Annotated in this window: 15 protein-coding genes; 3 read left to right on the forward strand and 12 right to left on the reverse strand. The window is 69.0% G+C overall.

Annotated elements, in window-relative coordinates:
* Nucleotides 1-5: 5 nt before the first annotated feature.
* From EV648_RS27075 to EV648_RS27095, 5 genes are all read right to left on the reverse strand, one after another.
* Entirely contained in the window at nt 6-755 is a 750-nt protein-coding gene (locus EV648_RS27075) for a DUF4157 domain-containing protein (RefSeq protein ID WP_132297536.1), read from the reverse strand.
* 32 nt (nt 756-787) lie between these two features.
* Entirely contained in the window at nt 788-4,738 is a 3,951-nt protein-coding gene (locus tag EV648_RS27080) for a hypothetical protein (RefSeq protein ID WP_199234845.1), read from the reverse strand.
* Nucleotides 4,739-4,935: 197 nt separating this feature from the next.
* Nucleotides 4,936-7,455: an Hsp70 family protein gene (locus EV648_RS27085; RefSeq protein ID WP_132297539.1), complete on the reverse strand. Its 2,520-nt coding sequence runs from the start codon at nt 7,453-7,455 to the stop codon at nt 4,936-4,938.
* 28 nt (nt 7,456-7,483) lie between these two features.
* Complete coding sequence (locus tag EV648_RS27090) at nt 7,484-9,547, reverse strand: ATP-binding protein (protein ID WP_199234846.1); 2,064 nt, start codon at nt 9,545-9,547, stop codon at nt 7,484-7,486.
* On the reverse strand, nt 9,544-10,203 hold the full coding sequence (locus EV648_RS27095; protein ID WP_132297541.1) for a DUF4255 domain-containing protein: 660 nt from the start codon (nt 10,201-10,203) through the stop codon (nt 9,544-9,546). Before EV648_RS27095 ends, EV648_RS27090 begins: the two co-directional genes overlap by 4 nt.
* Before the next feature lie 198 nt (nt 10,204-10,401).
* On the opposite strand from EV648_RS27095, the gene EV648_RS27100 reads away from it, so the two are divergent.
* Complete coding sequence (locus EV648_RS27100; RefSeq protein WP_132297544.1) at nt 10,402-11,982, forward strand: hypothetical protein; 1,581 nt, start codon at nt 10,402-10,404, stop codon at nt 11,980-11,982.
* Here EV648_RS27100 and EV648_RS27105 read toward each other — a convergent pair.
* Complete coding sequence (locus EV648_RS27105; RefSeq protein ID WP_158294075.1) at nt 11,979-13,079, reverse strand: hypothetical protein; 1,101 nt, start codon at nt 13,077-13,079, stop codon at nt 11,979-11,981. The two genes, EV648_RS27100 and EV648_RS27105, sit on opposite strands and share 4 nt — an antisense overlap.
* 34 nt (nt 13,080-13,113) lie before the next feature.
* Here EV648_RS27105 and EV648_RS27115 point away from each other — a divergent pair, with 34 nt between their 5' ends.
* Both EV648_RS27115 and EV648_RS27120 read left to right on the forward strand, forming a co-directional pair.
* Nucleotides 13,114-15,318, forward strand: coding sequence for a dynamin family protein (locus EV648_RS27115; RefSeq protein WP_158294076.1), 2,205 nt, complete (start codon nt 13,114-13,116; stop codon nt 15,316-15,318).
* Complete coding sequence (locus EV648_RS27120) at nt 15,311-16,774, forward strand: dynamin family protein (RefSeq protein WP_132297553.1); 1,464 nt, start codon at nt 15,311-15,313, stop codon at nt 16,772-16,774. Before EV648_RS27115 ends, EV648_RS27120 begins: the two co-directional genes overlap by 8 nt.
* A gap of 17 nt (nt 16,775-16,791) precedes the next feature.
* Here EV648_RS27120 and EV648_RS27125 read toward each other — a convergent pair whose 3' ends face one another.
* The 6 genes from EV648_RS27125 to malQ all read right to left on the reverse strand — a co-directional run bounded on the left by EV648_RS27125 (nt 16,792) and on the right by malQ (nt 22,158).
* A complete protein-coding gene (locus EV648_RS27125; protein WP_132297556.1) occupies nt 16,792-17,418 on the reverse strand; it encodes a response regulator transcription factor in 627 nt (208 codons plus the stop codon).
* Between the two features lie 69 nt (nt 17,419-17,487).
* The gene (locus EV648_RS27130; RefSeq protein WP_132297559.1) at nt 17,488-18,084 is read right to left on the reverse strand and encodes a GNAT family N-acetyltransferase; all 597 of its coding nucleotides are present in this window, start codon (nt 18,082-18,084) and stop codon (nt 17,488-17,490) included.
* A 102-nt stretch (nt 18,085-18,186) separates the two neighbouring features.
* A complete protein-coding gene (locus EV648_RS27135) occupies nt 18,187-18,585 on the reverse strand; it encodes a DUF5130 family protein (RefSeq protein ID WP_241995631.1) in 399 nt (132 codons plus the stop codon).
* Nucleotides 18,572-18,853: a hypothetical protein gene (locus EV648_RS27140; RefSeq protein WP_132297773.1), complete on the reverse strand. Its 282-nt coding sequence runs from the start codon at nt 18,851-18,853 to the stop codon at nt 18,572-18,574. Before EV648_RS27140 ends, EV648_RS27135 begins: the two co-directional genes overlap by 14 nt.
* Nucleotides 18,854-19,161: 308 nt before the next feature.
* Nucleotides 19,162-19,665 (reverse strand): hypothetical protein, encoded by a 504-nt coding sequence (locus tag EV648_RS27145; RefSeq protein ID WP_132297562.1) that lies wholly within the window; start codon nt 19,663-19,665, stop codon nt 19,162-19,164.
* Nucleotides 19,666-20,043: 378 nt separating this feature from the next.
* Nucleotides 20,044-22,158 (reverse strand): 4-alpha-glucanotransferase, encoded by a 2,115-nt coding sequence (gene malQ, locus EV648_RS27155; protein WP_132297565.1) that lies wholly within the window; start codon nt 22,156-22,158, stop codon nt 20,044-20,046.
* Nucleotides 22,159-22,258: the final 100 nt, after the last annotated feature.

Consider the following 22,258-nt stretch of genomic DNA (forward strand, 5'->3'; position numbering starts at 1 on the left):
TGAACTCAGGACTCTTCCTCTTGAGCTTCTTCCTCATCGCGCTGGACGAAGGCGCCCTGGACGGCCTCCTCTTCCTTCTCCTCCTCTGCCGGGGCCTCGTCCCGCTGCACAGGCGGCGCGCCGGCCTCATCCACATCACGCTGGACCGGGACCGCAGCAGCAGCCACGGGCACTGGCGTGGGAGCAGGAGCCGCCATCGCGCGCTCCGCAGTAGAAGAAGCCTCGCGCTCGAACCGGTCGGAAGGATCACTCACCTTGATCCCACCAGGAGCCGAAGACCCATCCACCGGCCCACTCCGCTGCTGCACCACATGCGTCAACTCATGCGCCAACATCACCTTCCCGGCATCCGAACCCGGGTCGTACTTATCCCGCTGGAACACCACATTGCTCCCCACGGTGTACGCATGCGCATTCACAGCCTTAGCCGACTCATGCGCCGCCCCATCGTCATGCACCCGAACATCCGAGAAGTCATGCCCCAACCGCCCCTCCATCTCCCCCCGAACCTCAGGCTCCAACGGCCGCCCCCCACCCGAAACCACGTCATGCACCGGCGACCTCTCCTCCTCAATCATCGCCGTCACACCACTGTTCCCAACCGCCCGCTGCAACCCCAATACCCCGGCTCCACCCAGCACATCAGTACGACCCTCAGCAGCAGCCTTCCCGACATGCTCGCTCACCTGCTCCTCAACCCGCCCACCTCTGGGCCGAAGCGCAGCCTCCTCCGAATCAAAGCTGTGTTCCCGCATCACGCACTCCTCCTGACTGTGAATCCTGTCCGTTATGGACCGAGCGTCCGATAGCCGCCGCTTCGCAGGGAGCTGATGGACTGAGGTGTTGTCGGATATGGACCCCAGTCATAGCGCTCACTCCACTGCACGACCGCCAGCCGGAGCTTCTCGTTCTCCAGGTTGTCCCGGAGGAGCAGCAGTTGGCCACTGCAGCTCGGGCACGGGCTGTGGGACAGGTTGATCTGAATGGTCCGGACCCGGTCGGCCCAGGTCGGATCTTTCTTGATGAACGCCACCACCTGAGAAAGGACTCTGGCCTCGGCATGGGTGTCCGGCGTCGCGTCTCCGGTGGCCCGAGTGACCAACTCAAGCTTCTGCTCGGTATGAGCCTTGGCGGCCTGTGCACCGAGCACGAATCCGCCGACCTGGCCGGTGGTTCTACTGTCCTCGCGGCTCATCGGGTGCGCGTCCCGGCGCGGGATCTCCCTGGTTTTCCTGGTGTCAGGATCGGTGTCGACCGGCCGACCCCCGCTCACCGGGTACGGATGCTCGCCCACAGCACAGTCGACCAGGAAGCTGGCCACGCACCGAACGCTGCCGGCCGCCTGCTTCCCACCCCCGGTGGTGTACGCGGGCACCCGGCCCGCCAGCGACATTTGCTGCTTATGGACCGCGTCGAACACACCTTTGAGCGCAGTGGCCAGCGTGGTCTGCTTCTTCGCCAGCTTGTTTCTCTGGTTGTAGGTGTCGCGCTCGTCGTACGGCATCTTGACGTCCGTCTGCAGCGTTGTCAGCTGCTCTCGCGCTCTACGAACGTGTTCCCTGGCCTGGGCTTTGGTGGTCTTCTGGACCGGCCCGCGGTCCGGGAACGCCTCCACCTGAGCCGCGTAATGATCGAGCAACGTGCCTGCCTCGGTAGGCGAGCTCGCCACCATCACTCGACGGGCACCACTCTTCTCGATCCATACCTTGTGAGACTCGCCGCCGGCGCGGAAGCCGAGCAGACCCGGTAGGACCGCGGCCCAGTCCTTGAGTTTCGCCTTTGCGCCTGCGACCTTGCCCTTGATGTAGGCCTTGCCGGCGGCGATCTTGGACTTGACCTTCTTGCCGATGCCTTTGAGGCCTCGGATGATGGGGCCGGCCAACTTGAGGCCTGTCTTGATGACGAAGTCGAGGGCCTTGTTGACCGGTTTTTGGAGCTTCTCGACGATCTCGCGGATCTTCTGGCCGATGCCGCCCAGGCCTATGACGCTGGCTAGGAAGCCGATGATGATGGGGACCATCTGGCCCAGGACGTCGTTGATCTTGTTCACTACGCCGGAGACGTTGCCGCGGACGATGTCGGCGACCGAGTCGATCACGGTGTTGACGAACTTCATGATGCGGCCGGCGTTGTTGACGAAGAACATCACCACGTCGTAGATCAGCTTGCAGGCCTTGATGAAGGCGGCGGCCGGGTTGAGCAGGCCGATCAGCCAGGTGATGCCGGCGGTGATGATCTTCGTGATGACGAAGTCCTTCACCTGTTCGAGGATCATCTCCTTGATATCGCCCAGCTTCTCCATCAGCATCTGCCACAGGCCCGCGATGCCTTCGCTGCGGAGCTTCTGGAAGATCTCGACGCCCTTCTCCATCGCCGCCATCGCCGGCTCGCCGATGTTCTTCACCAGCCGGTTGCGGATGTTGGCCCAGGTGAGGCCGAACAGCGACAGCAGCAACTGCAGGATGCCCTTGATGTCGAACTTGTCGGGCAGCTGTACGCCGCCCTCCGCCAGCGCCCCGAACAGCCAGCTCATCAAGCCCTTGCGCAGGTGGTCGAGGATGTTGTCCTTGAACTTGAGGATGCCGCCCTTGACCCCGGCGATCAGGTTGGAGAGGAAGCCGATCGGGTTCTTGACGATGTCGCCGACCACGCCGGCCACCCGGGCGAGCACGTTCTTCAGCATCGAGACGAGCTCGCGGATCGTGTTGATCACGGCCTTGATCGCGCCGATCGCCTTGTCCACCAGGCCCTTGTTCTCGGCCTGCAGCTCCTCGATCCGCTCGTCCAGTCCCTTGCGGGCCTCGGTGTACTTCGTCGCCAACGTGTCGACCAGGCTTTCCTGCTTGGAGTCGACGTCGCTCTCCAGCTGCTCGAACTTGTCGCCGATCTCCTTCGACGCCTCCGAGCCAACCTTCTGCAGATCCCTCGGCAGGCTCTTCACGTATGCCGCGATCTCGCTCCGGCCGGTCGCGATCCGTGCCTTGGCGGCGGTCAGGTCGTTGCCGACGATGTCCGCGACCCGGGAGATCACCCGGTCCATCTCCTTGAGGTACAGCTCCCGGCCGGCCACGTAGAACTCGTTGACCTTGTCAGGCATCCCCTTGATCTTGTCCCGCAGCCAGCGGAACTTGCCGGTCCACCCGCCATACCGGTCCTTCTTGTACGCCGACATCTTGGCCGCGACGTAGCTCTCGAAGGCGGCCCGGGCGGTCTTCTCACCGGACTCGAACTCCTTCTCGACCTTGGGGTCGATGCCGTCGAGGATCTTCTTCACGTCGGTCTCGGCGGCGGCGAAGATGCTCTGGATCTTCGTGGTGACCTCGGCGCGTTTCGCCTCGTCCTTCGACTTGGTCTTGCCCTTCTCCGCGACCAGCTTCGCCAGCGCAGCACCCTTGGCGCCCTGCATCCCCGCGACGCCGCCCTTGGTCTCCGCGACCGCTTCCTCTTTGTTCTGCTGGATGACCTGTTGTTCCTCGGCGCGGAAGGCGGCGGGTGCGGCATCGGCGTGCGCGGCCGCGGCCTGCTTGTCGGCGAGTGCGTCTTGGAACTGAGGCTCGTTCGACTGCGCCAACTGCGGCTCGCTGACCTCGGCTTCGGCCAGCTCCTGGTTGGCCTGGTGCTTGCCGGCCTCGAGGTTGGTCTGCTCCGGCGGCGCCGTCTTCGGTACTGCGCCGCCCGCCGGGATCGGGACCGCCTGCCCCGGCTGCTCGGTCTCCATCGGAGTGACCGGCTTCGCGACACCCTTGGACATGTCGGGCGGGGCCTCGGTGGCGGTCTCGATGTCCTTGGCCTGGCCTTCCTTGCCCTGGCCGACCATGCCCTTGATCTCGCCCTTGACCTCACCCGCCTTGCCGGACTCCTTGTAGTTGTCGGCTTCCTTCAGGGTCTTCGGCGACTTCGCCTCGATGGCCGTCTTGACCGCAGCGATGAAGGCCTTCTTGTCGAAGGTGCCCGCCTGCTGGGCGTCCATCGTGTCGGCCTTGGCCGCCTTGGCCTGGCCGGTGAGATCGTCGGTCGGGGCGAGCGCCGCGTCCTGGGCCTCCTTGGCCTTCGACGCCGCCGGCGGATGCGCCCTCTTGGCCTTGGCGAAGCCCTTCACGTTCCCCGTCACCTGGGTGAACGCGGGATCCTCTTCAGGCCGTACTCCGGTCGGCGCGGCCGGCGGCTGCAAGAGTTGATCGGCAGACAGCGGAGCCATCTCCGGCGCGGCCGCACCGCCCCCGCCGGCTGCACCACCCGCGGCCGCCGGGCCCGCAGTACCGGCGCCGCCTCCACCTGACTTGCCAGCCTTGGCAGCCTTCGCTCCTGCTTTGCCCAGCGGGCTGACCGCAGGGACCGGCTTCGGCGGCGGTACGGGTTTCTTCGGAGCCACCGCTCCAGGTCCGAATCCGGTCGTCGTCACGGCCAGCGCCGACGCGGGCGGCTTGGGCCCTTCCAGATCGACCGGCACACCGGCCGCTTTGGCTGCCTTCAGCCCCTTCTCCACGGTGTCGACGGCCGGTTCATCGCGCCGGACCTCTCGCAGCGCCGCATCGATGTCACCGACAGCGTCCCCACCCGGCGACCTGAGCTTCGCAGCCAGCAACGCGTTGACGGCCGCGTTCCCCGCACTCCGCTGCAACGCGAGCAAACCCTGCAGGCGACCCCGCGGCCCGCTCGCCGCCTTGCGCTTGACATCCGTCAGGGCGTCAGAGGCCTCGGCCCTGACTGAAGCTGCCGTCTGACGGGCGCCGACCATGCTTCGAGCCTCCCGGGTACGCCGCTGCCGACCAGCCGATGACCAGGCACATCCCCGGGCACTCCTCCCTGCCCGAAAGGGCATCTCCCCTGCTCAAGCCATACCGCCATCGCCATCGCCACCGCCCAGGCCTGGTCCCTGCGGCAGGTCAGGCCGTGTCCCGGGTCAGCTCGGTGTTGCACCGTCGCAGAGCCGGGCTATTTCGGCACGGAGATGGTGGTCTCGACGCGGTTGGTGCTGGTGCTGATCACCGAGATCGTGCCGGACTTGTTGTTGGCGATGTAGAGGTGTTGCCCGTCGGCGCTCTTGGCGATGTCTGTCGGGTTCTTGCCGACAGAGATGGGCGGGGCGAACGGGTGGAGCGTCGACGTGTCCATGACCGCGACCTGGTTGCGGTCATGGAGCGTGCCGTAGAGCCGTCGGCCGTCCGGACTGACCGCGACGTCCCAGGCGTTCGCCGGCAGCGTGATCGACGATGCAGTGACGGATCCCGACGACGTGTCGATCACGGACACCTCGTTCGAGTCGATGTGGGTGACGTACAGCCGGGAGCCGTCCGGGCTGACCGCCAGCGCATGAGGCTTCGCGGGTACCGCGATCGGTTTGCCGACGATCCGGTTCGTGGTGGTGTCGATCACGGAGACGGTGTTCGACTGGTAGTTCGCGACGTAGGCGCGGCTGCGGTTCGGCGAGAGCGTCACCTGCAACGGAGAGTCGCCGACGGGGATGGTGGCGATCGTCCTGCTCGCCGCCGTGTCGATGACGGACACGCTGTCCGAACCGGTGTTGGTGACGTAGGCCCGAGCGGCCGTCGGATGCACTGCGACCGCGAGCGGCATCCTGCCGACCTTGATCGGGCGGCCCTCCTTCGCGACCGCCGCGGTGTCGATCACGGTCACGGTGCCCGGATCAGCGGCGACGACGTACGAGCGGGTGCCGTCCGGCTGTACGCCCACACCTCGCGGCTGGTTGCCCACCGCGATCGGGCGTCCGGCGAGCTTGCCGCTGCCGACGTCGACCACCGACAGGGTGTTCAGGTCACTGTTGCTGGCGTAGATCCGGCGACCGTCGCTGCTGACCGCCACCCCGTAGATGCCCGGCGCGCCGGGAACCACACGGGTCGGGGCGGAAGTCGGTGCGGACGAAGGGGCGGACGTCGGCGCACTCGGGCCGGATGACTGCCCCGGGCTCGGGGCGGGCGTCGACGGGCCTTGCTGGGCCTCGTCACGGGGCTCGTCTCGCAGGGCGAGGGCGCCGACAACTACTACGGCCAGTACTGCGGCCGCGGCGAGGCCGATCGCCAGCCAGCGGTTCCGCCACCACGGATTGCGCTGGTCCGCGTCGGGGCCGGACGGTCCGGCGCCGGCAGGCCCGGTCCCCAGCAGCGTCGCAGCTGTGACCGGTTGGGTATCCACCTGGGCGGGGATCGACTGAGTGCCAGCCTGGCTGGGGATCGGCTGGGTCTCCGCCTGGGCTGGGATCGGCTGGGTCTCCGCCTGGCTGGGGATCGGCTGGGTGTCGGCCGCACTCGGGTCGGGCTGAGCGATAGGAGGCAGGACCTCGCGCAAGACTCGTGCGTCCGCCAGAGCTCGGGCGTCCCGGGCCGCCTGCCCGTCGCGTCGTACCGGAGCCGGCTGATCCACCGCGGCCTCGGGCGCGGCGTACAGGACGGCGCCGAGGGCGATGTCGTGCTTGGGGTGAGTGTCGAGGGCGGTCGCCGTGCCGAAGGTGCTCTGCAGCAGATGGCTGACCAGCGGAATCCGGGAGCTGCCGCCGACCAGAACGATCGCGGTGAGCTCGTCGCTGGAGACGCCCGCCACGCGCAGTGCCCGGCTGGTGGCGTCGACGGTGTCCCGCATCGACGGGCCGATCAGGTTCTCCAGCTCGGAGCGGGTCAGCCGTACCGACGTGATGCGGCCGGGCAGAGTCACCGGGATGACCGTGTCGACGTCGGCGGACAGCGCCTCCTTGGCCTCGACGCAGTCGCGCCGCAGCCTGGTCAGCGCCACCTTGGCCTCCGGCGTCGTCAGATCGAGGTCGGTGATCGCCGGGCCCAGCGACCCCACCACGTGCTGGAAGACGGCCTCGTCGAAATCCACCCCACCGAGGTGCTCGACGCCGTCCGGGCTGCCCAGGATCGTGAAACCGGTCCCCGTCTTCTCCAGCACACACACATCGAAGGTGCCGCCACCCAGGTCGTACACGACGACCCGGGCGCCGGGGTCGAGTTGCGCCCGCGCCGCGTACTGGACGGCGGCCGCCTGTGGCTCCGGACAGGTCCGGGCCGGTCCGACGTCCGCCATCGTGAAGACCTGGTCGAGCAGATCCCGCTTGTACTCACCCCAGTTCGCCGGGAAGGTCAGCACCACTTCGTCCGGCGCAGACCCCAGCCGCTCGGTGGCGGCCGCGACCACCCACGCCAGCAGCCGCGCGGTCAGCGCCTGCGGCGAGAACGGCGTGCCCGCCACCAGCAACGGAACCGGATCACCCATCCGCCGCTTGAACTCCCGCACCACCCGCGCGGGATCGATGGACCCTTTGCGCTCGGCCGCCTCACCGATCAGGAACTGGCCGTCCTCCTGGAGGAACAACACCGACGGGATCTGCAGGGCGCGATTCCCCAGCCCGAGCATCGACGGCGGCTTGCCGCTGCCCAGGTCGTACGTCGCCGCGGCCGTGAACGTGGTCCCGAGGTCGACGCCGAGTCGATAGCCCATCGTCAGTCCCCCCGGAGTCCCATAGCAGTCAGTTTGCGCGTGTCCCCGGCATTTGTCCGTCCAGCAGCGGGAAATACTCGCCGAACTCGCGTTCGAGGACCAGGCGGCCGAGTTTGCGGTACTCCTGGCCGACCGCCGTGATGAGATCCACCATGCGCACCGGTTGGCCGGACTCGGCGGCCAGGTAGGCGGCGCTCACCGAGGCCGACCGGATGTTGCCACCGGCCAGTTCGAAGGACTGCGCGCAGAACTCCAGCTCCAGGTCGTCACCGAGTGGCAGCGGTGGCGCCAGGCACTGTTGCCAGAGCCGGAGCCGCAGATCCGGGGTCGGCGCCGGGAAGTCGATGATCGCGTCGAGCCGCCGGGTGAAGGCGTCGTCGATGTTGGCCCGCAGGTTGGTCGCCAGGATCGCCAGCCCGTCGAAGCTCTCCAACCGCTGCAGCAGGTAGGCGCTCTCGATGTTGGCGTATCGGTCGTGCGCGTCACGGACGTCGCTGCGCTTGCCGAAGATCGCGTCTGCCTCGTCGAAGAACAGCACGGCGTTCACTCCGCCGGCCTCACTGAAAATCCGCTCGAGGTTCTTCTCGGTCTCGCCGACGTATTTGTCCACCACGGTCGCCAGGTTGACGGTGTACAGGTCGAGCCCGAGTTCGGTCGCGATCACCTCGGCCGACATCGTCTTGCCGGTGCCGGAATCGCCCGCGAACAAGGCGGTCACGCCCCGCCCGCGTCCCCCGCCGCGCCGCATCCGCCAGTCGGTCAACACCGTGTCGCGGTGCCGCGCCCGAGCTGCCAACCCCTGCAGCGCCCGCAGTACAGCAGGAGCAAGGACGAGGTCGGCCCACCCGACCTCCGGCTCGATCCTTCGGGCCAGCCGCTCGAGTCCGGCCGCGTTCTGAGCCCGTACTCCGCGGCGCAGGTCGTCTGCGGTGATCGCCGTGCCCGCGAGCAGGGCCGATGCCGCCGCCGTCTTGAACACGTTCCGCACCTGGCCGGGCCCCAGCGCGAGGTGCGCCGCCAGGATCTCGGGATCGAGCTCCGACTCGCTCAGGTGTCCCCGCCAGAGTTCGATCCGGTCATGCGCGCCGAGTACGGGCGCGTCCACCGTCAGCGGGGTCTCCGGACTCCACCGCGGGTCCCAGGTCGTCGTACCGATGAACAGGACAGGCACTTCCCAGCGGCTCAACCGGTGTAGCGACTCCAGCGATGCCTCGGCCAGTGCTTCCACCGGCCCGACGACCAGCCCCGCGTCCTGCAGCAACGCCTCACGCCCGGCGATCACGGCCAGGCCGAGCGGATCGGCGTCGCGCGCCATCAGGGTCAGGTCGATCGCGACGACGTCCCGCCCCGCGTCCACCAACGCCGCCGCCGCGATGGACTGTCCGGTACCGGCCTCGTGCTCGCGCAGATGAACCAGCCGCACGCCGGCCGCCATGCTCCGGCCGAGATCCGCGCTCGCGTCGGTCCTGTACGGCGTCAGCTCCGCCAGCATCGGCACCAGCCGGTGATCGGGCAGGTCGTCCCCGAGCAGGTGCGCGGCCACCCGGTCCGGTACCCGGATCGCGCGGGTCAGGAAAGGTCGCTCGGGGTCCTCCACGATCAGCAGGCCACGATCCACCAGCGGCCCGCTCGCCATCAGCCGGCCGCGTGCAACCGACGACATCGACGAGGCACCGGCGAGTTCCAGCGCGAGTCCCACGCTCGGACGCCGCCTGGTCACGTCGTCGTTGAGGTAGCCGTAGAGCCGTTCGAACCTGCTGTCGAGATCGGGCAGCAGCGCGATCACCAGCAGCTCGGTGTCCAGCTCCGACAACCCGGCGACGGCGGCCAGCCGGCGCAGCCGAATGACGTTGCCCTCAGCAATTAATTCGTCGGCTGAGCGTTCGAGTCCGGCGGCCGCGGCCTGATCCACGACCGCCACATGCGCCTCGCCGCTGAGCAGGCGGTCGACGAGTTCGTCGTTGACGTACAGGCCACGGAACGGGTCGTCCATCGCGGGATCATCCGCACGGCGCTGAGCCACCAGCGCCCGGATCCGGTCCTCGACCAGGCCCAGGCGCGCCAGGAGATAGTCCAGCCCGTGCGTGGTCACCCGGTCCTCTTGCGCGGCCGCCGGGGATTGGGGCGCTGCGGCTTGTTCGCAGTACGGCCTGCCTCTTCGCGCGGCGGCCAGCCATCTGTGCCACCCATCGACACCCGCGGCGGCTGGTCCACCAGCGTGGCCGCCTCGTAGACGCGACCAGTCGGGGTCGGTGCGCAGATCACCAGGTCCAGGGACGGTTTGAGCTCTCCGCCGAGTGCGGACCAGACATCGGCGAAGGAGCGGTCCTCCGGCGGCGGCAGCGCGATCGAGACCGGCACCGAGAGGCCTAGCTCGGCCAGGGGGCCGGTGAGCAGGTCCGTGGGCAGCGCGTCGTGCCGCAGGAAGCAGGAGAGCAGGCCGGACAGCAGCCGGTGCTCGTCCTCGGGCCGCTGGGTCCAGGCCGTCACCAGGTAGGACAGCTTGAAGTAGCGGGGTGGCAGGTGCCGCGCCGTGATCCGCTGGTCGTCGTCGTACTCGTTCAGCAGGCCGCGCTCGCGGCGGCGCAGATCCTCGCGGATGTCGTACAGGTAGACGTCGATCGTGGGAGCGTTGCGCCGGCTCGACCAATCCTTGGTAGGGGCGTCGAACACCACCTCGACGTCCCGCGCACCGATCGCCTCGCGCTGGATCAGAGCCTGCAGCGCCGAGTCCACCTCTTGGATCACGTGAACGAGTGTTCTGCCCGGGCCGCGCCGGCCCGGAGCGGGCAAGGGTCGAGCCTGGGGCACTGTCGGCTGCCCGATCGGGCAGGCCGGGCTGCACCAGCAGGCAGGCGGCTCGGCCTCCACTAGGTGCGTACTACGGGCTTAGCCTGAGACCGACACCGGAGATCGAGCCGGACGGCGAAGTGGGGGGAGGGCCGAGTGACGGACCCAGTGCTGGGGCTGGAGACCGCGCAGCTGACGGTCGAGCCTGGCGGGCAGGTTCGGGCGGAGTTCACCGTCCTCAACCCGGGCACCATCGTCGAGAGCTACACCCTGGACGTGGTCGGCGAGCAGCCGATCCCGTGGGCCGAGGTGCTGCCGCCGGTGCTGTCCGTCTATCCCCAGCAGCAGGAGACGGCGACGGTCGTCTTCAACCCGCCTGCCGGACCGACCGGTCCGGGTGGCACAGTGCCGTTCGGGATCCGGGCCAAGTCCCAGGTCGACCCGTCGAGCAGTGCCGTGGTGGAAGGCCAACTGGAGATCGGACAGGTCTTCGGGCTGCAGGCCAAGCTGACCCCGGTCACCTCGTCCGGCCGCTGGCGGGGGCTGCACACGATCCAGTTCAGCAACTGGGGCAACGCCCCGGCCCGGCTGCGGATCGTGGCGTCCGACCCGGACCAGGCGCTCGGGTTCCTGATCCGCCCGGAGGTGGTCGACGTGCCGCTGGGCGCCACGGTCACCGCGCGGATCAAGGCCCGCACCCGCAAACCCGTACTGCGCGGATCGAACAGCAGGCTGCCGTTCAAGGTGGTGGGCGAGCCCGATCCGCCTCGTCCAGTGGGAACGCCGGAGGTCCCAGGCGCCGATCCAGGTCGGCCGGCTGTCGACGGAGCCTTTACCCAGAAGCCGATCCTGTCCCGCGGTGTGGTGATGGCCGCCACGGTGGCGGGAGCCGCGCTGATCGGCGTACTGGTGTTCGCGCTGACCCGCGGCGGCCCCGCTGTCACACCGACAGGCGACGGCGTTACCGTGCCGGCCAAACCGGTGCTGACCGCGACCACAGCCGGACCTGCGGCGATCACCTTGGAGTGGGAGCTGCTGCGGAACGTCGATTCGTACACCCTGCAGTACATCGATCCGCTGAGCGGCCGGACCAACAAGACCGAGCCAGGCCTCGACGTCCAGCAGAACGCCAAGAACGTCGACAAGCTGGCATCGGCCACGAAGTACTGCTTCAAGCTGCGCGCGATCAACGGGAAGCTGGCGGGGCCGGAGTCCGAACCCGCCTGCGCCACTACGGCCAAAGCGGCTCCGACTCCTTCTGGCTCTCCTACGCCTGGCGCGTCTACTTCTGGCGGACCGACCTCCGGGGGGCCGACTCAGGGCGGGCCTACTTCGGGTGGAGCGACAAGTGGCGGTCCAACCGGCGCACCTACGTCAGGACCGCCTTCTTCCGCCGGGCCGACCACGGGGCCGGACTCCCCCGCATTCGCAGCCGGCCAGTGGATCGCCCTGGTCGACTCGTACCCGGCCGGGAGCGGCGTAGCCGAGCAGACAGCGCGGGATCTGGCCGCACAGCTGAAAGCCGGCGGTGTCGCCGCGCAGGTGCTGAACGCAGCCGGGCAGTACCCGGGGCTGACCAACGCGGCACGGCAGCCGTTGCGTGATGCCTGGGTGGTTTACGTAGGACCAGTGGGCGCAGCAGACCAAGCAGCGACGCTCTGCAGGTCGGAGGCAGTGCGGAAGGTGCGCAGTGGGGCTGCCTGTATCGCATTCCAACCGGCCGAGGCACCCAACTAGTGAGGCCGCGAGAGCACCGCAAGGCTGGTCAAGGCCGTCAAGGGCTGGCCGGCATCAGCCCGCGCCGGATAGGTCGCACCGATCGCGACCAGCAACTCCGTGACCGGAACACCGGTGTCCAGCGTGAGCTGCTGGAGCTCGCTGCTGTCCTTGAGCGGCAGCTCGGTGCATCGCCCGTCGTACATCACGAGCAGCACGCTCGGCCGGAACTGCAGTGGGCGCTTCGCGTCGGCTGCCGGCAGCCCGGCGGCCACGTCCAGGCGGCGAACGCGCAGCGGCTCGGTGAAGGTCAACTGGACCATCCCCTTGGCTGCGGGTTTCCCGTCACAACCGTCGAGCGGGGCGAGCGCGTCCGGCGCCCACGCCGTAGCCCAGGCATCGTCCACGGCGGCGGACCCGAGCGCGGCTGGATCGTATCCCTGGGCAACGGACTCCGGCGGACTCCCCGCGTAGCCGACCGGATCGGCGACTACGAGAGTGCCGCGAACGGCGTAGTACTTGTCCTTGGCCCAGCCCACCGGGTCCTTCCCGATCAGCGACAACAACACCAGTACCGCGACCACCAGGCCGACCCCGATGATCACCCGGCGCCAGCGATAGAGCGGTGGCAGGCTGCGGCGGTACTCACGACGGGCGCGGCGATCGGTCGGGTCCCAGAAGCGCTGCCACCAGGTCTGGGGCACCGCCGCTCTCTGCGCCTGGCTGCTCGGCTGGGTGGGCCGCAACGCCTTGCCGCACTTGCTGCAGAACCTGAGCGTCACCGCGTTGGGTTGGCCGCATTGGGGACAGGGCGGATCGCTGGACCTCCAGTCGGCGACTGGTTGGGCGGGGACGGTGGACTGTCCCTGCACGTTGGGCTGCCCCTGGACGTTGGGCTGCCCCTGGACGGTGGGCTGTCCCTGGACGCTCTGCGACTGGATCGGGTTCTTCGATGAGTAGGCAGAGGTCTCGGCGGACGGAACGGATTGGCGCGTGGCCGGCTGGTCGGCAGTGCTCGCCTCGTCCCAGCCCAGGTAGACCCCGCAGTACAGGCAGAAGGCCGAGCCGGCCGGGTTGCGTTCTCCGCACGCCGTGCAGACATCCTCGATGGTCCCCACCTCCCCAGCCCCACTGTGGCGGATCGGAGACCAGATGATCAACTGCGGCAACTGCGGACGTCCGAACCCCGACGACGCCATGTTCTGCACGTCCTGCAACCACTACCTGGCCTGGAGCGACCCAGAAACCACCAAACCGGCAACCGAGCCCGTAGCCGAGCCCGCACCGGTGGTCGAGCCCGCGCCCGAAGCCGAACCCGCGCCAGTGGCCGAACCCGCGCCCGAAGCCAAGCCCGCACCAGTGGACGAACCCGCACCGGTAGCTGAACCCGCACCTGTGCCCGAGCCCGCGCCGGAACCCGCCGTCGAGCCGCCGCCGACACCCGCTCCCCCGCGGCCAAGGCCGCGGACCAACGTGGGGCAACTCATCGCCGCCATTGACGAAGGCAAGACCCTGACCCAGGAAAGGAAGCGCCCGGACCTCGCGGCCCGGCTGGACTCGGCGAAGAGGAAACTCGACTCGCGGACGGTGACAGCAGTGGTGGTCGGCGAGTTCAAGCGCGGCAAGAGCACCCTGGTGAACGCGTTGCTGCAGACCGCCGTCTGCCCCGTCGACGCCGACATCGTGACCGCGGTGCCGACGCTCGTCCGGTACGGCGACCGTCCCGGCCTCACCGCTTACCGGCAAGCCAACCCGGGACAGGACCCCGTCGGTTTCCCGGCGCCCCTCAACCAGATCGCGCAACTGGTGTCCGAATCCAATGAAGTAGCCGAAGAGGGACGTCTGCAGTCCGTCACGGTCGAAGTCCCGCACCGCATGCTCCGGTCCGGACTGAGCCTGCTGGACACCCCGGGTGTCGGCGGTCTCGACTCCGTCCACGGCCAGCTCACTCTGGCCGCGCTGTCCGCGGCAGACGCGATCCTGTTCGTCACCGATGCCGCCCAGGAGCTGACGGCCCCCGAGCTCGAGTTCCTTCAGACAGCGGTCTCCCGTTGCCCCGCAGCCGCCGTGGTGATCACCAAGACCGACCTGTACGGACAGTGGCGTCGCATAGTCGAGCTGAACACGTCACACCTCGCCACAGCCGGCATAGACCTGCCAATCATCCCGGTGTCTTCCTTCCTCCGCCTGCGCGCCGCTCAGCGCCCCGAGCTCAACCAGGAGTCGGGATTCGCCCCACTGGTGGAGTTCCTGGCCACAGCAGTCGTAGTACCGGGTACTACGCGCGCGGCGGCCACCATCGCGCAGGAGGTCGACTTCGTCGCCACCCAACTAGCACAGGAGTCCGACGCCGAACGCGTAGTACTCACTAAACCGCAGAGCCGCCCGGAGGTGCTCTCCAAGCTCACCAAGGCCCGCGACCAGGCAGCCGGTCTCACCGCGGCCGGCGCCACCTGGCAACAGACCTTGTCCGACGGAATCGCCGACCTCGTCGCCGATGTCGAGCACGACCTGCAGAGCCGGCTGCGCACGGTGATGCGCGACGTCGAGACGATCATCGACCAGGGCGATCCGAACGAGACCTGGGGCGACACCGAGGTCTGGTTGCGCCGCCAGGTCGCCGTGGCCGGAGTGGCGAACCGGGACCTGCTGATCGAACGCGCCCGCGACCTCGGCGAGCGGGTCGCCGAGGCCTTCGACCTGGAGGCGGGGACCGAGGTCGAGGTCGAGCTGTCCCAGTTCAGCACCGACCTGGAGCAACTCGAGCTGGCCTCGGTCAGCACCCTGTCGATGCCCGGCGGCCGACTCGCGTCGCTGATGATGGCCGGCCGGACCGGGATCTTCGTCCCGATGATCGTGTTCAGCCTCGGCTCGCTGTTCCTGCCGGTGATCGCGGTCGCCGGGGTCGCGGCCACCCTCGGGGCAGGCATCGGCGGCAAGCTGCTGAAGGACGAACGCAAGCGCCAGCGCACCTACCGCCAGCAGCAGGCCAAGGGCGCGGTCCGCCGGTACGTCGACGAGGTCGCGTTCGTGATGAACAAGGACACCCGCGACAGTCTCCGCAAGACGCAGCGGCAACTGCGCGACGACTTCCAGGAACGGGCAGGCCTGATCCACCGGTCAGCCGCAGCCGCCCTGACCGCCGCCGACCGGACCGCCAAACTGCCACCCGCCGAACAGTCCGCCCGCGCCGCCGAACTCTCCGTCGAAGGCAACCGCCTGCGCTCACTCCGCTCCGGCCTTCGCGAGGTGGCGATGGCCGGCGCCCGCCCCGCCATCGGCGCGGCCGCCGGGATCGGTGTCGGCACGGTAGCTCACCAGATGATCGACGACGACCAGGTGGACGACGATGACTGACGACCTGTCCGCCGCGATCCTCGCCGTCCTCGACCAGGCCAAGCGTGCGGCCCGTACGGACGACGACCGTCAGCAACTCGCCGAGATCCACGCGCGCCTGACCGGCCCGCTCCGGCTGGCAATCGCAGGCAAGGTGAAGGCGGGCAAATCCACGCTCCTGAACGCCTTGCTCGGTGAGGAGTTGGCCCCGACCGATGCCGGCGAGTGCACCCAGATCGTCACCTGGTACTCCCTCGACGACCGGCCGCACGCGACCCTGTTCCCCCTCGAGGGCGAACCCCGCGAACGTCCCTACGACCGCGACAGCGGCGCACTGCAGGTCGACCTCGGCGGGTTGCGGCCGGCCGACGTCGATCACCTCGAGATCGGCTGGCCGACCAGCAGGCTGCGGGAGCTGACCATCCTCGACACCCCTGGCATCGCGTCGATCTCGGCCGACGTGTCAGCCCGGACCCAGCGAGTGCTGGCCGCGGACGACGGCCGGGTCCCGGTCGCGGACGCGATTCTCTACCTGCTCCGGCACACCCACTCCAGCGACATCCGGTTCCTCGAGTCGTTCCACGACGACGAACTGGCGCACGGTACGCCGATGAACGCGATCGGCGTGCTGTCCCGGGCCGATGAGATCGGTTCCTGCCGGCTCGACTCGATGGAGGTCGCCGAGCGGGTCGCCAAACGGTACGAAGCCGAGCCGAGACTGCATCGGCTGTGCCCGGTGATCGTGCCGGTCAACGGATTGCTCGGCCACACGGCGACCACCCTGCGCGAGGCGGAGTACGCGCTGTTGGCAACGATCGCGCGGGCGCCGGCCGAAGAGGTCGCCGAACTGCTGCTGACCGCCGACCGGTTCACCTCGACACCGACCGGGCTCCCGGTCACCGAGCTCGAACGCGGGCACCTGCTGGAACGGCTCGGACTGTACGGCGTGCGGTTGAGCGTCGAGCTGATCGGCGACGGTAGCGCGACCACCTCGTCCGAGCTGAGCACCGAACTCGCCGAGCGGAGTGGGCTGAACCGGCTGCGGGCGATCCTGGTTCGTCAGTTCGAGACCCGGAGCCGGGTGCTCAAGGCGTACTCCGCGGTGGCGGCACTGACGGATCTCCTGCGCTCGGGAGACTTCGAGACCGCCACCGAACTGCAGGCGCGGGTGGAAGAGATCAGTGCCGGAGCGCACGAGTTCCAGGAGATCCGGCTGCTGTCCGAGCTGAGGTCCGGTGGGGTCACCCTCAAGCCGGAGCGGGTCGAGCAACTCGATCGCCTGCTCGGCGGTTCGGGCCATGACCCGAGCGCGCGGCTGGGACTGGGAGCGGACGCCTCGGCGGACGAAGTACGCGAAGCGGCGTTGGCCGCGCTCACCTCCTGGCAGGCGTTCGCGACCCATCCGCTCACCAGCCGCCCCGGCCAACTGGCCGCCAGAGTCGCCACCCGAACCCTCGAGGGACTCCTCGCCGGCTAGACGGGACTCCTGGCGGGCTAGATGAGACCTTCGCGGACCGCGTAGGCGACCGCGTGCGAGCGGTTGCGGAGCTGGAGGCGCGTGGTGAGTTCGTGCAGCACGTTCTTCACAGTCCGCTCGCTGTAGTTGAGTTCTTCTGCGATCTCACCGGTGTCGAGGCCGTCCGCGACCAACCGCAGTACGTCGACCTCGCGGGGGCTGAGCCCGGTGAAGGTGAGGCCACGCGGGGCGAGCACCTGGCGTTGCAGGCGGCCGAGTTGCTCCATCAGCCGCCCCAGCAGATCGGACGGTATCTCGCCGTCCCCCGCGGCCACCCGCGCGATCGTGCGGACCAGCGCATCCGGGGTGGCATCGATCCGGCGCAGCAACCCGCCGACGCCGATCTCCGCGGCCACCACCAGCGCGGCCTCGTCGAGCACCGTCGCGACCAGCAGCAGCCGGGGCAGGTCGCCGCGGCGCAGCGCTCGCATCGTCCGGGCGGTGTTGTCGTCGAGCACATCGGTGACGACGACCGCGACGGCGGCCTCGTCCACCTCCATCTCGTGCACCAGCCGGATCTCGGGCCGCGACCGCAACTGGCTGATCACTCCCGCCCGCGAGATCGGGTCACTGCCGTGGACGTAGGTCAAGATCGGCGCGCTCATCAGGAACCCCTCCCCAAGGTCGAGCACCCACCGTCCCGCACCCCGCTCAACAGCTGTTCCACGCCCGCTCTACAAACGCTCCGCGGGTCGGGCGTCGGTGGCGAGGCGGGCGTGCAGATGGGAGTCGTGGCGCCTGCCGTCGGCCTCGACGTAGTAGTCGCGCATGGTGCCTTCCAGCAGGAATCCGGCCCTGATCGCGACCCGGCAGGATCCCTCGTTCACCAACGCGTGGTCGAGGGACAGCCGGTGCAGCCCGAGCCCGCCGTCGCCCGGTGAACTGAACGCCCACCACGCCGCCGCGTCCAGCGCCCGCGCCGCGAGCCGCCGCCCTCTCGCCTCGGGACTCACCCAGTAGGCGACGACCGCCTGGTCCGGGACCCGGTTCACGTCGCGAAGCGTGACAGACCCGAGCAGTACGTCGGTGGCCGCGTCCGCTACGGCGAACACCGCGTTGTTTCGCGACCACCCGTCGATCCGCGACTCGAGCCACTTCCACGCCCGCTTGTCAGCCGGCATCCGCAGTACGGCGGAACCCGCGGTCCACCGGAGGATGTCCGGGTCCGCCATCGCCGTCGCCACCGCGGCCTCGTCCCCCGCGACCAGCGGGCGCAGTACGAGCTCGTCGACTTCAATGCGCGTCGGCTTCAAGCCCACAGCTGTTTCCACCCGGCCTTTCTACCCGACTTGGTTTCGGACTTCTCGCGTTTATCCGGACAGCAGTTCGCCCGCTCCGGCAGGTGAGCGGGAGCGGGCGAAGGCGGAGCGGTCCTACTGCTTGTGGGGTTCGTTGGCGTGCAGGAGCGGGGCCTGGCGTGCGTGGTCGCCAAGTTGCTGGACGCCGGTGACCAGACCGCCGGTCAGGTCGCCCGTGGCGAACGAGGTCTGCATGCTGAGCGCTGCGAGACCGGCCGCGTGATCCGACAGCTGACGCTTGGCGGTGGCGCCGGTGACGATCTCCAGCCGGCGGCCGGCGGGGTCGACGTACACCAGGACGCTGCCGTCCGGGTCTTCCAGCTCGTTCAGCAGCTCGAGCGCGAACGGGCGCGTCTCCGAGTCAGCACCGCCGACGTACACGGAGAAGTGCAGGCCGGACACCTCCTCGGCATACCGGACCGCGCGCTCGATGTCGTACAGCTGCTCCGGGGTGAATGCGTCACCAGCTCGCACTTGCGCCTCCGGTCGTACGGGCGACGCCGGTGGAGGCGGTCGCGGAGTTGGGACCGGCGGGGAGCTCGGGCAGGTTGGCCGGGTCGGGCTTGGCGTTGAGGTCAGGCCCGCCGATCCAGACCGGCGGAGCCCACCACGACAGACCCGGCCGGTAGCGCGGACCACTCGCGATCGACGACGCGAAGACGAGCAGCGCCACCACCACGACGACCAGCGCAGGGATGCCGACGAACACCAGCAAGGTGTGGCCGGAAAGCAGAGTGATCACACCCCGAACCCTAGCTGGTACGCCTTGCATGAGGTCCACCAAGGCCTGCTGAACCGGGGCCTGGCTGTACCGAACGACAGGAGGATGTTGCTCGCGAGGTGAACCTCCACGCGTACCGATTCGGTTGGTGCGCAGTGGGAACGCAGTACTTCCTGTCGTTGCGTCCGCAGCTCGCCCGTCCTCAGCAATTGCCGGGCACCGCTTCACCTTCAAACACCGCGGCGCCGGGGCCAACACACCTGCACCACGAACTGCGCGGGCCCTCGCGCCCGCCCCGGAGATAGGGCGGGCGCGAGGGAGGCGACAGATCAGCAGCCGCCGCAGTTGTAGTAGGTGATGTCCCAGTGGCTGCCTTCGTTGGCGTAGATGTTGCCGGCGCCGGAGCGCCACTGCTGGGCGCCGTCACCGCGGTTGGCGATGCGGGTGAAAGTGTTGCGGATGTAGTTGCTGACGCAGGTGTAGACGGAGATGTCGACCTTGTAGCCGTTGCGGTGGCTGTAGGTGCCGCTGGCGTGGCCGACCTCGGTGCCGCCGGTGATGTTCACGGCGCAGCCGCTCGCCTGCTTGAGGGTCCGGACGCCGTACACCGTGCTGTCGTTGATGTTCGTGAACGAGGTGCAGGTGGAGACGTTCCAGTCGGAGCAACCGCCGGTGGACGACCAGGTGATGCCGGCCGCGCGGAAGATCGAGGCGGCCTGCGAGTGGGTCATCTTGGTGAGCGCGGAGGCCTGCTCGACCGCGATCACGCCGGGCAGCAACCCGACGAGCACGGCGACGACGGGCACGACGACGCGACGTACGAAGGATTTCATGGGAACTCCTGAAACTCGGGGCGGAGGGTTTCAAGGAGGGCCTTTCCCAGGAAAGTTGTTGACAAAACGTGAACAACGCAGAACGAGGGTCCGAACAAGGGCGCCGGAGAAGGCCGGACGGGAGCCGAGAGAACGGGGAGCCGGGCCGTGGCCAGTCGGCCCGGCTCCTCGACCGGGGACGCCTCAGATCAGAAGTGAACGTCCGAGCACTGATAGAAGGCGTTCGCGGTGCCCGCGATGGTCCAGACGGCCGCTGCCCGGGAAGCCCTTCGGGCCCTCGGTGCTCTGCGGCTCCCACTGGATCTGGCCGCAGTTCTGCACCGTGCCGTTCGCGCAGTGCTTGGCGCGAACGATTCGTGAGCACTCGCTTACAGAACGCTAGCTCGAAAGGCTGCCGATCAGGCGCCGGAGCCGCTGGTTGTTGGGCAGGTCCTCGATCAGCACCCCGCCGTCCGGCCCGCCCAGCGGGATGCGCCAGTTCGGGTATTCGTCGGTCGTGCCCGGCTGGTTCTGCGTCCGGCGCTCTCCCACGGCATCGGTCAGGGCGACGCCGACCAGCTTGGCCGGCGTGTGCGCCACATACCGATGAAGGGCTTCGACGATGCGCTCGACGTCCCCGTCCGCATTGCCGAGCAGGTGCCGTTCACGCAATGCGGTGAGCCACGAGTCCCGCTCGGCCTCGTCCACGGCCAATTCCTCAGCCACAGGCCTGGTCAGCAATCCGAGCCGGTCCCGGAGCTCCACGTGATCCCCAGCCAGATAGCCCGCGGTCGGCGGCAGGTCATGTGTGGTCACCGTGGCCAGACAAAGCTCACGCCACCGCTCGGGCGGCAGCGGGTTCCCGTCCGCGTCCCGCTCGAACCACAGCACCGAAGTGCCCAGTACGCCGCGCTCGGTCAGGTAGTCCCGCACCCAAGGCTCGACCGTGCCGAGGTCCTCGCCAACCACGACCACGCCGGCCCGGGACGCCTCGAGCACGAGGATCCCGATCAGCGCCTCGTGGTCGTACCGCACGTACGTGCCCTCGGTCGGCCGCTCGGGCGAGGTGACCCACCAGAGCCGGAACAACCCGAGGATGTGGTCGATCCGCAGGCCACCGCCGTGCCGGATCACCGCGCGGACCAGGTCACGCCACGGCGCATACCCCGTGGCAGCGAGGGCATCCGGGCGCCAGGGCGGCTGCGACCAGTCCTGCCCCTGCTGGTTGAACGCGTCCGGCGGAGCGCCAACGTGGATCCCGGCGGCCAGCACCCGCTGCAGAGCCCACGCGTCCGCGCCGTCAGGGTGTACGCCGACCGCGAGGTCGTGCACGATCCCGAGCGACATCCCGGCCGACTTGGCGCGCGCCTGCGTCCGGGCGAGCTGCTCGTCGAGCTGCCACTGCAGCCAGCAGTGGAACTCCACCGCGTCCGCGTTTTCATTGCGGAAGGCAACGACATCCGGCGCGGCCGGGTCCTGCAGCTCCTCCGGCCACTTGCTCCACTCCGGCCCGTGCAGGTCCGAGATCGCCGCCCAGGTGGCGAAGTCGATCAGCCCCTGCCCCTCGCGGTCGCAGTACGCGCCGTACTCCGCGATCCGTCCGATCGACGGGCGGACGCCGAAGAGCAGCTGCAGGGCCTCGCGCTTGGCGGCCCAGACGGTGTCCCGGTCGAGCGCGGTCGCGTCCTCGTTCAGCACGCGGGTCTGCAGGCCGAGGGCCCGGACCCGGTCGCGCTCGGCCGGCGCGAGGTCGCCGTACTCGTCGATGTCCTCGATCCGCAGGTACAGCGGGTTCGCGAACCGGCGGGAGGCCGGCAGGTACGGCGACGGCTCCATCCGCCCGGCGGTCTCCGCGGCGTGCAGCGGGTTCACCAGCATGAAGCCGGCGCCGAGGTCGTTCGCGGACCAGGCGGCCAGATCCGCGAGGTCGTGCAGGTCCCCGATCCCCCACGACCTGCGGGAGCGCACGGAGTACAGCTGGAGGACCCAGCCCCAGGTCCGGTGCAGCTTCTGCGGCTCGAGCCGCTGCGGCGTGACGATCAGCGTGCTGACGGAGATCTCCGGGTTGCTGCCGATCCGCGCGCACAGCCGGTGGTAGCCGAGCGGCAGGTCCCCGGGCAGCTGGAAGGTCGCCTCGCCGATCTGTACGCCGTCCACCCACTCCGGCTCGACCCAGTGGTCCTGCTGCGGGATGTCGCGGCGCTGGCCGCCGTCCTCCAAGTCGACCCACACCTCGGCAGCGGAGCCGTGCGGCAGATGTACTGCGAACCACGGCGTCCAGCCCTCGCGCATCACCACAGTGGCGGGCAACGTACGGCGCCAGCGCGCCAACTGGTGCTCCGCCAGCGCATCGGCGGCTCGCTCGGGACTGGAGGCGTCAACACCCAGAGCAGCCAGTACGGCGGAGACGACCTCGCTGGAGACCAGTACGTGTTTGCCCCGCCAGTCCCAGTACTCGGTCGCCACTCCATGCGCGACGGCTAGCTCTACAAGGGCCGGAGTGGGAGCAGTCACGCGTGCGAGTCTGCCGTATCCCGGGCCGGGCCACCGAACGGCGCGCGCCGCACACCCCAGACGCGTCACCGCGCGGAGGCGTCCGGGCACACCCAGTCCC

The organism is Kribbella sp. VKM Ac-2568 (assembly GCF_004345365.1).
In the GTDB taxonomy this organism is placed as follows: Bacteria; Actinomycetota; Actinomycetes; order Propionibacteriales; family Kribbellaceae; genus Kribbella; species Kribbella orskensis.

Coding starts and splice junctions, on each gene's coding strand:
- EV648_RS27075 (WP_132297536.1), bottom strand. CDS start 755: ATGCGGGAACACAGCTTTGATTCGGAGGAGGCTGCGCTTCGGCCCAGA.
- EV648_RS27080 (WP_199234845.1), bottom strand. CDS start 4,738: ATGGTCGGCGCCCGTCAGACGGCAGCTTCAGTCAGGGCCGAGGCCTCT.
- EV648_RS27085 (WP_132297539.1), bottom strand. CDS start 7,455: ATGGGCTATCGACTCGGCGTCGACCTCGGGACCACGTTCACGGCCGCG.
- EV648_RS27115 (WP_158294076.1), top strand. CDS start 13,114: ATGATCAACTGCGGCAACTGCGGACGTCCGAACCCCGACGACGCCATG.
- EV648_RS27120 (WP_132297553.1), top strand. CDS start 15,311: ATGACTGACGACCTGTCCGCCGCGATCCTCGCCGTCCTCGACCAGGCC.
- EV648_RS27125 (WP_132297556.1), bottom strand. CDS start 17,418: ATGAGCGCGCCGATCTTGACCTACGTCCACGGCAGTGACCCGATCTCG.
- EV648_RS27145 (WP_132297562.1), bottom strand. CDS start 19,665: ATGAAATCCTTCGTACGTCGCGTCGTCGTGCCCGTCGTCGCCGTGCTC.